At 51.6% G+C, this 14417-nt stretch carries 11 protein-coding genes; 3 read left to right on the top strand and 8 right to left on the bottom strand.

From position 1 onward, the window contains the following. Nucleotides 1-90 precede the first annotated feature (90 nt). Genes DXD65_RS18025 through DXD65_RS18035 form a run of 3 tightly spaced genes read right to left on the bottom strand, consistent with a single transcriptional unit; the run spans nucleotide 91 to nucleotide 5862 of the window. The gene (locus DXD65_RS18025; protein ID WP_117887847.1) at nucleotides 91-1497 is read right to left on the bottom strand and encodes an efflux transporter outer membrane subunit; all 1407 of its coding nucleotides are present in this window, start codon (nucleotides 1495-1497) and stop codon (nucleotides 91-93) included. Between the two features lie 41 nt (nucleotides 1498-1538). Next, on the bottom strand, nucleotides 1539-4718 hold the full coding sequence (locus DXD65_RS18030; RefSeq protein WP_057281500.1) for an efflux RND transporter permease subunit: 3180 nt from the start codon (nucleotides 4716-4718) through the stop codon (nucleotides 1539-1541). A gap of 37 nt (nucleotides 4719-4755) precedes the next feature. After that, entirely contained in the window at nucleotides 4756-5862 is a 1107-nt protein-coding gene (locus DXD65_RS18035; RefSeq protein ID WP_034523281.1) for an efflux RND transporter periplasmic adaptor subunit, read from the bottom strand. Nucleotides 5863-6084: 222 nt separating this feature from the next. Here DXD65_RS18035 and DXD65_RS18045 point away from each other — a divergent pair, with 222 nt between their 5' ends. Further along, nucleotides 6085-6996 (top strand): helix-turn-helix domain-containing protein, encoded by a 912-nt coding sequence (locus DXD65_RS18045; protein ID WP_022400615.1) that lies wholly within the window; start codon nucleotides 6085-6087, stop codon nucleotides 6994-6996. A 97-nt stretch (nucleotides 6997-7093) separates the two neighbouring features. Here DXD65_RS18045 and dacB read toward each other — a convergent pair whose 3' ends face one another. Beyond that, complete coding sequence (dacB, locus tag DXD65_RS18050; protein WP_008662297.1) at nucleotides 7094-8533, bottom strand: D-alanyl-D-alanine carboxypeptidase/D-alanyl-D-alanine-endopeptidase; 1440 nt, start codon at nucleotides 8531-8533, stop codon at nucleotides 7094-7096. Between the two features lie 177 nt (nucleotides 8534-8710). On the opposite strand from dacB, the gene DXD65_RS18055 reads away from it, so the two are divergent. After that, nucleotides 8711-9982 carry a M1 family aminopeptidase gene (locus DXD65_RS18055; RefSeq protein ID WP_057281501.1) on the top strand — a complete coding sequence of 424 codons (1272 nt, stop codon included), beginning with the start codon at nucleotides 8711-8713 and terminating at the stop codon, nucleotides 9980-9982. An 8-nt stretch (nucleotides 9983-9990) separates the two neighbouring features. Here the strand turns inward: DXD65_RS18055 and DXD65_RS18060 are convergent, their stop codons facing one another. Together DXD65_RS18060 and lpdA are read right to left on the bottom strand one after the other, a co-directional pair. After that, a complete protein-coding gene (locus DXD65_RS18060; protein ID WP_061412806.1) occupies nucleotides 9991-10413 on the bottom strand; it encodes a DUF2007 domain-containing protein in 423 nt (140 codons plus the stop codon). A 34-nt stretch (nucleotides 10414-10447) separates the two neighbouring features. Beyond that, nucleotides 10448-11806 carry a dihydrolipoyl dehydrogenase gene (gene lpdA, locus DXD65_RS18065; RefSeq protein ID WP_057256728.1) on the bottom strand — a complete coding sequence of 453 codons (1359 nt, stop codon included), beginning with the start codon at nucleotides 11804-11806 and terminating at the stop codon, nucleotides 10448-10450. Between the two features lie 188 nt (nucleotides 11807-11994). On the opposite strand from lpdA, the gene DXD65_RS18070 reads away from it, so the two are divergent. Next, nucleotides 11995-12942: a hypothetical protein gene (locus tag DXD65_RS18070; RefSeq protein WP_061412812.1), complete on the top strand. Its 948-nt coding sequence runs from the start codon at nucleotides 11995-11997 to the stop codon at nucleotides 12940-12942. On the opposite strand, the gene DXD65_RS18075 is transcribed toward DXD65_RS18070, so the two are convergent. Both DXD65_RS18075 and DXD65_RS18080 read right to left on the bottom strand, forming a co-directional pair. Continuing rightward, nucleotides 12939-13271 carry a DUF4907 domain-containing protein gene (locus tag DXD65_RS18075; protein WP_005825250.1) on the bottom strand — a complete coding sequence of 111 codons (333 nt, stop codon included), beginning with the start codon at nucleotides 13269-13271 and terminating at the stop codon, nucleotides 12939-12941. The two genes, DXD65_RS18070 and DXD65_RS18075, sit on opposite strands and share 4 nt — an antisense overlap. 25 nt (nucleotides 13272-13296) lie before the next feature. Then, nucleotides 13297-14376, bottom strand: coding sequence for a Kelch repeat-containing protein (locus DXD65_RS18080; protein WP_005825248.1), 1080 nt, complete (start codon nucleotides 14374-14376; stop codon nucleotides 13297-13299). Nucleotides 14377-14417: the final 41 nt, after the last annotated feature.

Consider the following 14417-nt stretch of genomic DNA (forward strand, 5'->3'; position numbering starts at 1 on the left):
ATTGAAAGCGGACTGCCCCGGAATCACTTCCCGGACAGCCCTTCCTTCACATTTAAAGTGAAGATGCAGAGAGAGTAGTATGATGACACTCTATTCCTGACCTCCCCCTAACGCCTTGTAGAGGTTAATCAGGCTTTGTATTTCAGAAAATCGGTTTGCCGTCTGTGCCAGTTGTGCGTTGAGCAATGTTTGCCGGGCGGTAAGCACCTCCAGATAGGTGGTGTTGCCATGCTCCATCAGCAGGGAAGTGCTGCGGGCAGCTGTCTGCAAGGAAGCTACCTGCTTGTCCAGCAGTTCGCTTTTGGATAGGCTTGTCTGCCAGGCAGTCAAGGCATCGTTCACCTCGCTGCCTGCATTCAGCAATGTCTGCTGGAAGGCAAGGGAAGCCTCCTCCTGCTGGGCACGGGCTATGCGGTACTGTGCAATGACCTGCCCGCGGGCAAAGAGCGGCTGCGTCAGCGAACCCACTGCCGAAGCCAGGAACTTGCCGGGATTCACAATCATTGAACCGGCAGAATTGGTCCAGCCCGCACTCCCGCCCAGCGTGATGGAGGGATAGAAGGCAGAGCGCGCCGCATTGGTGCCGTAGAACGCCGCTTCCAGTGTCTGCTCAGCCGAACGGACATCAGGACGGCAGGAAAGCATCTGAACAGGAATTCCTATGGAAAAGTCTGCGGGGAACTGCTGCTCGGCCAGCACACCGCGTTCATAACGGCGGGGTGTCTCTGCCAGCAACAAAGCAAGGCTGTTCTCCACTTGGTTTATCTGCTCTTCCAAATCGAGCACGGAAGCCTGCACCTGATAGTAGGCAGCCTCCATCTGCGAAACTGCCGACTCATCAGCCATGCCCGCATTCATCAGCGCACGGGTAGAAGCAACGGTTTCCTTCCAAGTCTCTTCCGTCTGCCTGGAGATGGCAAGTTGTTCGTCCAGCATCAACAGGGTATAGTAGGTATTGGCTATCCCGGCAATGAGCTGGGTGCGCACCGCTTGGCGATAGTCCCGGCTCTGCGCATAGAGCGCCTTCGACTGTTTCTTGGCATTGCGCATACGGCCGAAAATATCCAGTTCCCAACTGGCAGTGACGGGCAGCGAATAGGTCTGCGTAGCCTTGTGGCTGTCAAAGCTGCTCACCGTGCCCTGCGGTGCAAGGGCAAAGGAGGGCAGGAAAGCAAGCTTTGCGGACAGCAAGGTGGCTTCGGCTTCCTCCACGCGGAGTTGTGCCGACTGGTAGTCGGTATTGTTCTGTAACCCCTGCCCGATAAGCGCCTGCAAGTGGGGGTCAGTGAAAAGCTCGCGCCAGTCCATTCCGCCCAAGCCACGGTTCAGGCTGTCTTCGGTAGCCACCGGAGAACCGTCGGTGCTCTCCGTAAAAGCGGCCGTTTCTTCCCCGTAGAGGCCGTCGGGAACCTCGGTAGCGGGTTTGTATTTGGTGTACACGCCGCAACTGCTGAACAGCAAACCGGCGGCGGACAATAGGATGATATGTTTCTTCATTGTTCCAATCTGTTTTTTTATTCCGTTTCCTCTGCATAAACTCAATTCTTCGCCCGTTCGGCCTCACTTTTCTGCTTTTCGAGCAATACCTGCACATCGGCTTCCTCCTCCATCGGCGGACGGATTTTCTCCTGCAGATACTCGAAAATGATGTAGAACACCGGAACGACGAAAAGCAATGCCAATGTTCCTACAAGCATACCGCCTACTACACCCGTACCCAGCGAAGAGTTGCCGTTGGCGCCCGCACCGCTGGAGAACATCAACGGAAGCATACCGAATATCATCGTCAGTACCGTCATCAGGATAGGACGCAGGCGGACCTGGGCAGCCGAGTAAGCCGATTCCACAATGCCCATTCCCTTGCGGCGGCGCTCGATGGCATACTCCGTAATCAGAATGGCTGTCTTGGCAAGCAGACCAATCAACATAATCACACCCGTCTGCAGATAGATGTTGTTTTCCAATCCCAGTACTTTGGCAAAGAGGAACGACCCCATCAGCCCGAACGGTACGGAGAAGATGACCGCAAACGGCACCAGGAAGCTCTCGTAGAGACATGCCAGAATGAGATAGATGAGGAAGATACACACGGCATAGATAAAGACCGTCTGCGCACCACCGGTGCTGGCTTCCTCGCGTGCCATGCCACCGTACTCGTAACCGTAGCCCAACGGCAATGTCTGTTCCGCCACTTCCTCAATCACTTTCTGCACTTCGCCGGAGGAATATCCTTCTGCCGGATTCACGTTGGCAGAGATGGCACTATACAGATTGAAGCGGTTGGCCGTCTCCGGACCAAGCACCCGGTTCAATGTCACAAACTGACTGACCGGAGCCATCTCCGCACCGTTGCGTACAAACATATTGCTCAACGCCTGCTCGTCCAGACGATATTCGGGCGATGCCTGCATCATGACGCGGTACACCTTACCGAACTGGTTGTAGTTGGAGATATAAGCTCCACCGCAATAACTGCCCAACGCATCGAGCACCGCACTCGGCGAGATGCCTGCACGCTTGCACTTGGCCGCATCCACATCTACCGATACCTGCGGGAAGTTCATGGCATAAGAGGTATACGCCATCGCCACTTCGGGCCGCTGGTTCAAGGCACCCAAGAACTGCATCACCGACTCGTAGAACACCGTTCTGTCACCGCCCGTCCTGTCCTGCAGGTTCAGCTCAAGGGAGTTACCCATACCGTAGCCCGGAATCATACCCGGCTGGAAGCTGAATATCTGTGCCTCCTTCACACCGTAGAACTGGGCATTGAGGCGTGCCACCACAGCATCGGACGTGTGTTCGCTTCCCTTTCGCTCACTCCAGTCCTTCAGACGAATGATGATGGTACCGTAGGAAGTTCCCTGGCCGGACATCAGCCCGTAGCCTGCCACCTTAGAATAGTGCTCTATCTCAGGGGTATGTTTCAAAATGTCCTCCAGCTTGTCCATCACCTTCGTGGTTTCTTCCAGTGTGCTGCCCGGCGAGGTGCTGACGTTCACCATGATGACACCCTGGTCCTCCTGCGGCACAAGCCCCGTCTTGGTGGTACTCATCAAGTAGACCAGCAGCACGATGGCGGCTACCAATGAAGTCCATACCATCCAACGGTGGCGGATGAAGAACATGACACCTTTCTTATACTTGCCCAGCACGGCGTTGAACGAAGCATTGTATGCCGCACGCACCCGTCCGTTGATGCTCTTCGCACTCTTCGTACCGTCCGACGGACGCATCATGATGGCGCACAAGGCGGGGCAAAGCGTCAATGCCGAAATCATGGAGATGCCCACTGCCGTTGCCATCGTAATGCCGAACTGCGTATAGAACACACCCGAAGTACCGCCCATAAACGTCACGGGGATAAACACCGCCATGAACACGCAGGTACAAGAGATGATAGCCATCGTCACATCGCCCATCGCATCCTTCGTGGCAAGGTAGGGAGACTTATATCCGGCGTCGAACTTGGACTGCACAGCCTCCACCACCACGATGGCATCGTCCACCACCGTACCGATGGCAAGCACCAGCGCAAACAGCGTCAGGATGTTGAGACTGAACCCCGCAGCCACCAGGCAGGCAAACGTACCGACCAGCGACACGATGATGGAGATGGACGGTATAAGCGTACTCTTGAGGTCCTGCAAGAAGAAGTACACTACCAGAATCACCAGGATAATGGCAATGACCAGCGTCTCCACCACATTGTGTATGGAAGCGAAGAGGAAGTCGTTGGAGCTCATCATCGTCACAAACTCCGTCCCTTCGGGCAAGCTCTTCCTCATCTCGTCTATCTGTGCGGTAATCTGCTTGTTGACGGCGGTTGCGTTGGAGCCTGCCGTCTGGAACATCATGAAAAGTACAGCCGGCTTGCTGTCCATCTCACTGCGGAAACTGTAAGTCAGCGTGCCCAACGCCACATCCGCCACGTCCTTCAGACGGAGCACGGAACCGTCGCTCTGCGAACGGACCACCGTGTTCTGGAATTCCTCCACACTCTTCAGGCGTCCGCGATATTTCATCGTAAACTGGAATACGTTCTTTGAATTTTCGCCCAGCGAACCGGTGGGCGCTTCGATGTTCTGCTCGCCCAATACGGCAGTCACATCCGAGGGAACCAGTCCATACTGCGCCATCCGTTCCGGTTTCAGCCAGATACGCATACTGTAAGTATCGCCCAGCTCCATTACATCACCCACACCCTCGATACGCTTGATTTGCGGAATCACGTTGATGTCGAGGTAATTGGCAAGGAAGGTCTGGTCGTAGCGTCCGTCGGTGCTTACCAAAGCACCGATTTGCAGGAAGCTGGTCTGTCGCTTCTGGGTAGTCACACCGATTTTCGTTACTTCGGCAGGCAGCAGTCCCTGCGCTTTGGATACGCGGTTCTGTACGTTCACCGCAGCCATGTCGGGGTCCGTGCCCTGCTTGAAGTAGACCTGTATGGTGGCAGAACCAGCATTGGTGGCGGTAGAGCTGATGTACATCATGTTCTCCACACCGTTGATGCTCTCCTCCAACGGCATGATGACACTGTTCAATACGGCTTCGGCATCTGCACCGGTGTAGTTGGCGCTGACGTACACCGTGGGAGGTGCAATATCAGGATACTGTTCCACCGGCAGCGTAAAGAGCGAGATAAGCCCTATCACCAGAATCAGTACGGAGATGGAGATAGCCATCACCGGCCGTTTTATAAATATATTTCCTTTCATCTTAATGGGTCATTGATAGTTGATAAAATAGCAATCATCATTTCACTTGCGTTCCTTCGCGCAGCAGTCCGGCACCTGTGGAAACAATCTCGTCACCCACTTTCAGTCCGTCCAGCACCACGTATTCGCGTCCGTCATTTATTCCTGCCACGGTAATCAGGGTAGAGACGGCCTTGCCATCCACTACCTTGTATACCAATGTCTTGTCCTGCAACTGTACGGTGGCTTCTTGCGGAATCACAATGCAGTTCTTATACGTGGCAGGCACCACCACCGTGCCCGATGCCCCGCTATGGAGCAGGCGCGATTCGTTGGGGAAGACCACGCGTGCCACTACCGTACCCGTCTGGCGGTCGATGACACCACTGATGGACTCGATGGTACCTTTCTTGTCGTAGACGGAATTGTCGTTCAGACGCAGCTCTGCCGCCGGCATGTTCTTCAGCGCCTCGTCCATGCTGCCGTACTGGCGTGTCAGGGCGAGCAACTGGTTCTCGGTCATGGAAAAGTAAACGTACATGTCGCTGTTGTCACTGACCGTTGTCAGCGGTTGCGGCAAGCTGGGGCTGACCAATGCCCCTGCACGGTAGGGCAATGCCCCCACCACCCCGTCGCTGGGACTCTTCACTTCCGTATAGGAGAGGTTGTTGCGTGCGCTTATCTCCTGGGCCTCGGCCTGCGAGAGTTGCGCCTTGGCGGTAAGGTAGCTGTTTTCGGCAGTCTTCAGGCTGAATTCCGAAACCACTTTCTGCGCATACAATTCCTTGTTGCTGTTATAAGTCAGTTCGGCAGTAGCCAGTGCGGCACGTGCAGCCTCCACATTGGCAACGGCCGTTTTGAGTGCAGCCTTGTAGGGAACCTGGTCGATGATGAAAAGCAGTTGTCCCCGGCGCACCTTCTGCCCCTCGGTCACACACAACTTCTCGATGGTACCCGACACTTGCGGATAAATATCTATGTCCTGCCGTCCGCGTATCGTTGCTGAGTACGAAGTGGAAAGCTCTTTGTCCGTCGCCTCCACTTTCATGGTAGCATAAGAAGGTTTCATTCCGGAAGCATCCGATGCCTGCTTGCAAGATGCCAAACACATTGTACAACCGACAATCCCTATCAGCCGTATCCATTTCCTGTTCAATGTAATCATACTTTTTCTCATTGTCTTTTTGTTAAAACTGGTGGCAAAAGTAGGAGAAAGGAACAACGCCATAATGACCAATTACACTCCAAAGATGTTCCTTTTTCGACATTCATCTTTTTTAAGGCTAATGAATTGTCTATAAATGACATATAGAACAAGAAAGCCGCATAATGGAACATCCCATATTTCCCATTATTCACCAACTTTGCAAAACGAAAAAGGAAGAATATGGAGAAAGGGAACATAAAAATCGTAGAAATCGCGGACTTTAAAAACAGCGAACATGTCCTTGACTATGTAGACAATGACTTTGTCATAATCAACAGTCTGGAGGGAAGCCCCTACAATGAAGATACAATAAGATTGGGATGCTTCCTTATCGCTATCTGTCTAGAAGGCTGCATCCAGTTGGACGTCAACTACAAAACCTACCAACTGGAAGCAGGCGACTTACTGCTCGGCCTTCCCAATACCATTATCAGCCACGCGATGGTAAGCCCGAAGCACAAGATAAGGCTTGCCGCATTCTCCACACAGTTCCTACAACGCGTGGTCAAGATGGAGAAGGATACATGGAATACCGTTATGCATATCCACAACAATCCCATAAAGTCTGTCGGGGAGGAAGGGGACAAGGAAATCTTCAAATTCTACCGAGAACTGCTTATGGCAAAGATAAACGACGAGCCTCATCACTATCACAGGGAAGTGATGCAATACTTGTTTTCTGCCATTTTCTGTGAGATGTTGGGACACCTCAACAAAGAAGTGAACCCTTCAGAAATGACAGTCGATACAAAAGAAAGCATCAAACAGTCCGACTATATCCTGCGTAAGTTTATAGAGATGTTGTCCAAAGACAACGGCATACACCGTTCTGTAGGATATTATGCCGATGCACTCTGCTATAGCCCCAAACACTTTTCGAAGGTCATCAAGCAGGCATGCGGACGTACACCGCTGGACTTGATAAACGAGAATGCCATTGAACACATCAAGTACCGGCTGAAGCATTCGGACAAGTCCATCAAGGAGATTGCAGAAGAATTTAATTTCCCCAACCAGTCTTTCTTCGGGAAGTATGTGAAGTCTTATCTGGGTATGTCTCCGGCACGCTACCGCAATACGAAAGAGGAATGATTTCCCCTACTCTTGGGGCTCACTCCGTAAAGGTCTGCATTAGGAAGCTAAACCTTAACTTTACGACGCTAAAGGTCAACTTTACGATGGCTAAACCTCAACGTATCACTTCATCACACACCGCATCCTGGAAAGCGCGTGCTTCCCTGCCCGACAGTGCATTCTGGTTCATGATGGCAAAGGCTATCTCGTGTCCGTTGCGGGCTTTAAGGTAGCCGGCCAGACAGTTGATGGCGGTAAAGGAACCCGTCTTGGCATGTACATTTCTGTGGGAAAGGGTGCCTTTCTTCATGCGGAACTCCAGTGTACCGTCCACGCCGCCAATGGGCAAAGCCTTATAAAGTTTCTGGAAAACATCCGTACGCGAGTAGGCATATCGCAGGAAAGAAACCAAGAGTTCCGGTGAAATGTAGTTGTAATTGGAAAGGCCGCAACCATCTGCCAGATTATACCTATCGGGGTTATATCCCATCTCTTTTATCAGCATGCGGATGGCAGAAAGCCCGTCCTCGGCAGAGACACGCTTCTTTCCGCTGCTCTGCACACCCAACCGGCAGAGCATGGCTTCGGCATTGAGATTATCGCTCTCCTTCATTATCTGTTTCACCACATCCTGCACGGAAGTTTCATAGGAAGCCATCCGTACGGAGAGGCTGTCTTGCCGGAACTCACCGAAGAGGTAAGAGACTTCCGCTTCTGCCGCCGGAATGCACCGGATGCCCCGTGCCTGCAACCGTTCCATAAAGGTATGCATGAAGAAGTCCTGCGAAGAAAATATATTGACCGTACCTGCACGGCGGGCATCGACGTTGCCCGTCACGGTGATGTTGTTCCCGTTCACCAGCCAGTCGCGCGACACACGGAAACGTCCGGCAGAAGGGGTACGGCTTTGGGTCTTGTTCGTCAGTGTATAATAGGAAGAGGCGGGAGTGCATTCAAGGCGTGCGCTGTCGCCCCGTTCGCCGGGTGTGGCGGTAACCTTCACCACTCCTTTATTCAGCATCAGCGGTGAGAGGTAGGGCTGGAAGGAATAGGGAGTATCATCCCACAACCAGCCGCTGCCCCAGTACAAGGAGTCTTTCATGGAGACATCTCCATACACCTTGCCTTTGATGACAGAGAAGGGGAAACGGGCCACGGCAGCCACCAGGGAATCCAATGCCTCTTCATCAAACTCCGGGTCGTAACCGCCTATCACATACATATTCCCCTGCAAGGTATCGCGCTCAATGGTTCCCTGATACCACACTTCCGTACGGAACGGCTCGTCGGCTTCGGGACGGGAAAGGGCGGTAATGGTGGTCAGCAGCTTCATAGTGGAAGCGGGACGGGAAAGCTTGTCCGCCTGATAGCCGTACAAGGGCTTGCCGGCAGTCAGGTCATAGACCGAAATGGCCACATTAGAGCCTGCGGGAAGTTTGTGTTCTATCAACGCATCAATCCGCGCAGAGAGCGGCTTCACCGGAGTTACCGTCTCTTGGGACCACAATGGGAGCAGGCAGACGGATAAAATTAACAGCAACAATATCCTTTTCATAAATATATTTATCTTTAAAGGCAAAAGTACGACAATCTTACAAATGAACAACAACGAGGTAGTCTTTTCATAAATTATATCCAGCCATCCATCTTAATATTCCTTTAAAAATACTACTTTTGCATAGATTGCATAGGCAAAATCTCCCAGTTACTATCACTCTAAAATTGATGTACCATGAAACTACAACTTACAATTGCCAGCTTTACAATATGCCTCCTTTTCTCCCCCATGCTTCGGGCACAAGAATCTCCGCGCATTGTCAGTTATGACTTAACCGTACAGATTGATGTACCGAACCGACAAGTCGAAGTTGGCGGTTCGTTTGAAGTCGATTTCCATGACAGTGACTCAATCTCGTTGGTACTATGGCGCCATGCCCGTATCGACGCACTACGCCACAGCAGCCGGGAGATAACCTACCGTTTCGATACGCTTGCCCCAGCACCTGCCCAATTCATTCCCGACGGACGGACCTTGACCCTCTACCGGCCGGCAGGAGCCGATGACCGCTGCCGCATAAATACCCGTTACACACTCTACATGCAGGAAGTGCAGGGCCCTGCAAAATCATTCAATGACCATTGGATTGAACTTGGTTACTATACGGGATGGTATCCTGTCTGCAACGGTAACCGGGCAGATTATTCGCACTTACGAATCGGCATCACTGACGGTTATACGGTGAGCGGCTCAGGTATTATTTCCCATACAGAAGAAGGGATGTGGGAAATGGAGCAACCTTGGGAGAATTTCGACAATGTTATCCTGGCTTCACCCATGCTGAAAAGCCGCCGCATCAATGATAACGGAACTACCATTGAACTTATCTATACAGACTTCCCGGATGCCGGTGCAGACTCGGCACTTCAATGTTGCTACAATGCCTTGAAATTCTTCCGACGCCTTTATAAAATTGCGGGAGATGAGGATATTTACATGAAATTCCTGCTTTCAGCTTCCGGCACCTCAGGAGGGTACAGCCGTAAAAATTTCATTATGCTCAGTTCCCGAACATTCAATGAATATGTACTCAAGAACACCGCCCACGAAATCGGCCACTTCTGGTGGAACAAGGCTCCGGTGGAATCTTGGCACGACTGGCTGAACGAATCTTTTGCCGAATTCAGTGCTTTGCAATACATACGCCACGCCCGCGGCGAAAAAGCCTATGCCGCTTACATCGACGCCTACCGTAAGGAAACACGCCATATCCGTCCTATCTGGGGTATTGACCGCAACGACCGCGAAGCGCATCTTGCCCTCTATAGGAAAGGGTCAGTACTACTCGCCGACCTGCTTGTCCGAGTGGGTGAAGAACCTTTCTTCAACTTTCTGGCAGGTGTCATCCAAGCCCATATAACAGACACATCGGCTTTCCTGGATTTTGCGGAAAGCCGATTGGGACGTAAAAACCGGGACTGGATTGAAAAGCGGTTAAAAGAATAAACACCTGATTATTCTTCAACTGTTCCTTTCGCCACCGGCTTCTCAAAATGAGTGCCGCACTTCCTGCATACATACTCCCAATGCTCAGTGCCCGGAGGTGCGGCCGACAATGCCGCAATAACAGCAGCCACCACAGCACGCACCCGATGGCTCTTCTTCAGCACAAACTTAATCTCATCCGAACCGCAATGGGGGCAGTACCTCAACTGTTCCGGAATCATCTGGTTCCGTTCAAGCAGACGGAGGGCATTGTCATATTCGTCCTCATAGACAAATATATCCACTCCCGTGACATCACGGACATATCCGCGCATCACGGAAGACATGTTTTCATTATGCAAAACAGACGCAATGCCCTCATTCTCCAAGGCACCCTGAATAACATGTGCCTGAAAGGCATCGTCGCAGGTGATTAGCTTTACGGTTTTCATCTTTTATGTTTATATGAAACAATAGTCATGGGTTCTACAATGCCTCCTTGAATATCTCTCCCACCGTGGGGTGCGGAAAGACAATCTTCTTCCATTCATCGGCAGTAAGTTTCAGTTCAATAGCCATGCCTGCCAGCGTGATGATTTCCGAAGCGGGATTACCCAAGACATGTGCCCCCAATACGGTATCGTCACTGCCCAACAGTAACTTGCAGACGCCATTCACTCCTTCATTCTCTGCTACAAAGCGACCACTGTACGCCATCGGCAGCTTCACGGCACGATAGGCAACGCCTCTCTTCTGCAGGGATTCTTCTGTCTCGCCCACACCGGCTATTTCGGGATTGGTATATACCACGCCGGGGATGGCACGGTAGCTCATGGCATCCTTCTTGCCAATGATGGAATGTATGGCTACTTCTGCCTCGCGGACGGCTGTATGCGCCAGCAAGGAATATCCCGTCAAGTCGCCGCAAGCATATACTCCGGGAACTGAAGTCTGCATCTGTCCGTTGACAAAGACATTTCCGCGCTCCGTTCTTTCCAAGCCCAGATTCTCCAATCCGAAGCCTTTCATTACCGGACGGCGCCCGACACTCATCAGAAGCCGTTCGGCAACGACGGAACCGGGACCGTCGGCTGTTTCATAATTCACCTGGATAAGGGAAGAAGCTTCGGCAGTATCCGGCATGACAGACACTACTTTTGCACTCAGCATGAACTTGATTCCCCGCTTGGCGTACTCTGCACGGAGCATACCCGCCAGCTCTCGGTCCATACCGCCTCCCAGTATCTCGTCCAGCATCTCGACGACGGTTACCTGCACTCCCAGGCTGTTGAAGAAAGAAGCGAACTCCATACCGATGACACCGCCGCCGATGATGGCAAGCGAAGCGGGCAGTTCCTTGTTATCCAGTGCATCACGATGAGTCCAATAGGACACTTTGTCTATGCCGGGAATGGCAGGGACAAAGGTTTCGGAACCGGTGCAGAGCAGCAGGTTCTCGCATTCGTAGGTTTCTCCGCCGCACTCCACATGATTCTTGTCCGTCACTGTGGCCTCTCCGCTGACAATCGTCACACCATGGGCAGTCAGCTTTCCTTTGACTCCCAATACCAGCTTGCGCACTACCTTCTGCTTGCGGGCAATAATCTTGGGCAAATCGAACGATACTTCGGGCACACTGACCGCATACTTTGCAGCATGGCGGGCTCCGTCATAGGTCTTGGCCGAATACAACAAGGTCTTGGTAGGGATACACCCTTCATTCAGGCACACTCCACCGAGACTCTGCTTCTCAAATAGTACGACACTCAATCCTGCTTTTCCGGCAGCTTCGGCAGCAGTATATCCCGCAGGACCTCCACCGATAATGGCAACTTGGTATTTCATGGAATTAATGGTTAGTGGTTAATGATTAGCGATAATTTGTGCGCAAGTTAATAAAACCCGTATTATCCGGCAAAAAAGAGTACTTCTTTCTTTCGGAGAATACAGCGTAAAGAGGAAATAATTATCTTTGTCGTGCAGCATTTACAAAGAATGCCACGTCCAATGGACATAATCAAATAATAACCAACATGAAAACGACTGACTTATTCCAATCCATCCTTTTGTTCGCTCTTTTCCTTTGCGGCCTGACGGCTTGCAATGATAGCGATGAAATCCGCCTCTCGCCCTTTCAGGAAACTACCGTGAAGGGCGAAGCCTCTACCCTGCAGATAGACCTAACACGCGGCGACTGGCGCATAACCTCCATCACCACCCCATGGGGAGACCTCATGATGGATGGCAACAAGCTCCCACAACTGGAAGGTACGGGAAGCCTGCATTATAAATGGTGGGACTTGGAACGGGACACCGACAGCCATCTCATCCTGCACTTTAAAGACAACTTTGACTTAGGTGAATCCCGTAGCCTCATCATCAACCTTGAGATGAAAACGGGACTCTACAAGGAACAAATCATCATACACCAAGAACCGTGCACTAACTTCTATCAGATAGAGTCCATCGAATACAGCGTGGAAGAAGGTGACGGAGTGAAAGAAGCCGGAACAGGACCTGATAAGAGTACCTATAAAAATGAAAATCTGGGAAACACAACCGACAAGCATGACTACTATCCATTCATCAATAAATGGACAGAATACGCATTCATACCCGATGGGCACTCTGATGAAACCTTCAAAAGCATAGACCCGGAGAAACGTAGCATCTATCTGCCCAACCACATAGAAGACGGAAAAATAATCATGGGACAACAACTGTTATTCTTCATCAACCAAGGCAAGTATTACAAAGAAGACGAACTGAGATATAAACATTTTGAAGTAGACATAGTAGGTATGAAATGGAACATATACACTTCAACCATCTACTACAAACGGCTTCAAGTGACATTCACCGCCACTCTTTCACGTCCCGGTAGCGATACAAAGAAGGTACTCAAGGGTAAATTCATGCAGAGATACCCTTATGACTGCTCGGAAATACATCACGAAGTAAAGGATTCTTTAGAAGATTAGAGTCCGGTGTCTGTCAGACAAGACTCCACCTCCTCCCTGCTCAATGCCGGAGCTTGCCCATCGGCAAGCTTGCGGCATACCAACCGACCGGCCGCCAGCGCTTCCACCTTTGTTGCAAATGGCAGGCGACCGCTCAAAGCAGGTATAAAAGGTTGATATATCAGGGTATCGGCTCCATGCAGCACCACGTAGCCGTAACCGCCTTCCACCTCCATCACCCGGCATTTCAACTCATTGCCACCGCCGGCAGTATGACCCGAACAGCAAGAAAGGCATACCGCCATCACAGCCGGTACACCTATCTTTATCATAATAAACATCAGCTTCATAAGTTCCGTTCAGTTATGGGGCGAATCAGACTTCCTCTTCCTCATCGGGTAGAAGTTCGTACACATCATCAAAGTAGCTGGTACCACTTGTTCCTGTCAGCACAAAACCACGTTCGCCGGTAGAGAAACCAACGGCAGCCCTGCGCGAAGAAGCACCGGAAGGATAATTATGTACATCTGTAATGGGGGTAAAGTCGTCATCGGAATCGCCGTACCATAAGTCCTTGTCAGGGTCGTACAGCCAGTAGTCGCTGCTCAAGGAAGTGCTGTTACGTATTCCCGTAGCCACAAATCCCCTTCCACCGATGACGAAGGATACGGCTTCGGACCGTGTGATGGCGTAGTCATCGTCATAGTCATTGTCGGAGTCCGTATCGGCAATGTCACGCAACTGGGTCCAGTTGCTTCCGTCGAACTTCCAGAAATCCACCAGATCGGTACTGTTGTTTCGCCCGCAACAGATGTAGGCCACCTCATCGATGACGAATGCCGTACCGAAGTAGCGCTTCTCGCCTCCATACCCGCTCACCGCTTCCCATTGCGAACCTTCGGCGCCATTGGGGTTGAAACGGTAGAAGTCCATCTTGTAGGCACTCTCGCTGCCGGTAGCGTCGCTGTTGCAGCCCGTACCGACATAGCCATATCCGCCTATACTGAAAGCCAGGGCACCGTCGCGTACTCCGCCTTTGAAGTCGTCTTTCCGTGTCCAGGTATCCGTGGCAGGGTCATACTCCCAGGTATCTGCTACACAGTAGGACGAGGAGCCGTCCTTCACGGAACCGGTCGTAATGTATCCCTTGCCATTCACGGCAAAGCCCACGGCAGCCTTGCGCCCGGCAACGGGCATGTCGGCACACTGCGTCCAGCTGTTCCGGCTCATGTCATACTCCCAAAGGTCGTTCAGGTAATCCTTGTTCGCTCCGTAGAAGCCGCCACACAAATATCCATAATTGCCGATGGTGAAGCCGGAGGCATAAGCGCGGTACACACCGTTATAGCTGGCTTTCTTCATCCACTGCCCCTGAGTGTATTCATCCTCGTCCGTACAACTGCCGGCAATGCACACGATGGCCAGCAACATTATTCCTACCAATAGTCTGTTCATTGTTTATTGTTTTTTTAATGATTAAGCTTTATACTTCCCAC

Origin of the sequence: Bacteroides sp. 4_1_36 (assembly GCF_003466325.1) — a bacterium.
Classification (GTDB): Bacteria; Bacteroidota; Bacteroidia; order Bacteroidales; family Bacteroidaceae; genus Bacteroides; species Bacteroides uniformis.

Bases quoted from the DNA above. Each gene is read 5' to 3' on its own strand.
- DXD65_RS18035 (WP_034523281.1), bottom strand. From the start codon at position 5,862: ATGATTACATTGAACAGGAAATGGATACGGCTGATAGGGATTGTCGGT.
- DXD65_RS18030 (WP_057281500.1), bottom strand. From the start codon at position 4,718: ATGAAAGGAAATATATTTATAAAACGGCCGGTGATGGCTATCTCCATC.
- dacB (WP_008662297.1), bottom strand. From the start codon at position 8,533: ATGAAAAGGATATTGTTGCTGTTAATTTTATCCGTCTGCCTGCTCCCA.
- DXD65_RS18045 (WP_022400615.1), top strand. From the start codon at position 6,085: ATGGAGAAAGGGAACATAAAAATCGTAGAAATCGCGGACTTTAAAAAC.
- lpdA (WP_057256728.1), bottom strand. From the start codon at position 11,806: ATGAAATACCAAGTTGCCATTATCGGTGGAGGTCCTGCGGGATATACT.
- DXD65_RS18055 (WP_057281501.1), top strand. From the start codon at position 8,711: ATGAAACTACAACTTACAATTGCCAGCTTTACAATATGCCTCCTTTTC.
- DXD65_RS18075 (WP_005825250.1), bottom strand. From the start codon at position 13,271: ATGAAGCTGATGTTTATTATGATAAAGATAGGTGTACCGGCTGTGATG.
- DXD65_RS18080 (WP_005825248.1), bottom strand. From the start codon at position 14,376: ATGAACAGACTATTGGTAGGAATAATGTTGCTGGCCATCGTGTGCATT.
- DXD65_RS18060 (WP_061412806.1), bottom strand. From the start codon at position 10,413: ATGAAAACCGTAAAGCTAATCACCTGCGACGATGCCTTTCAGGCACAT.
- DXD65_RS18025 (WP_117887847.1), bottom strand. From the start codon at position 1,497: ATGAAGAAACATATCATCCTATTGTCCGCCGCCGGTTTGCTGTTCAGC.
- DXD65_RS18070 (WP_061412812.1), top strand. From the start codon at position 11,995: ATGAAAACGACTGACTTATTCCAATCCATCCTTTTGTTCGCTCTTTTC.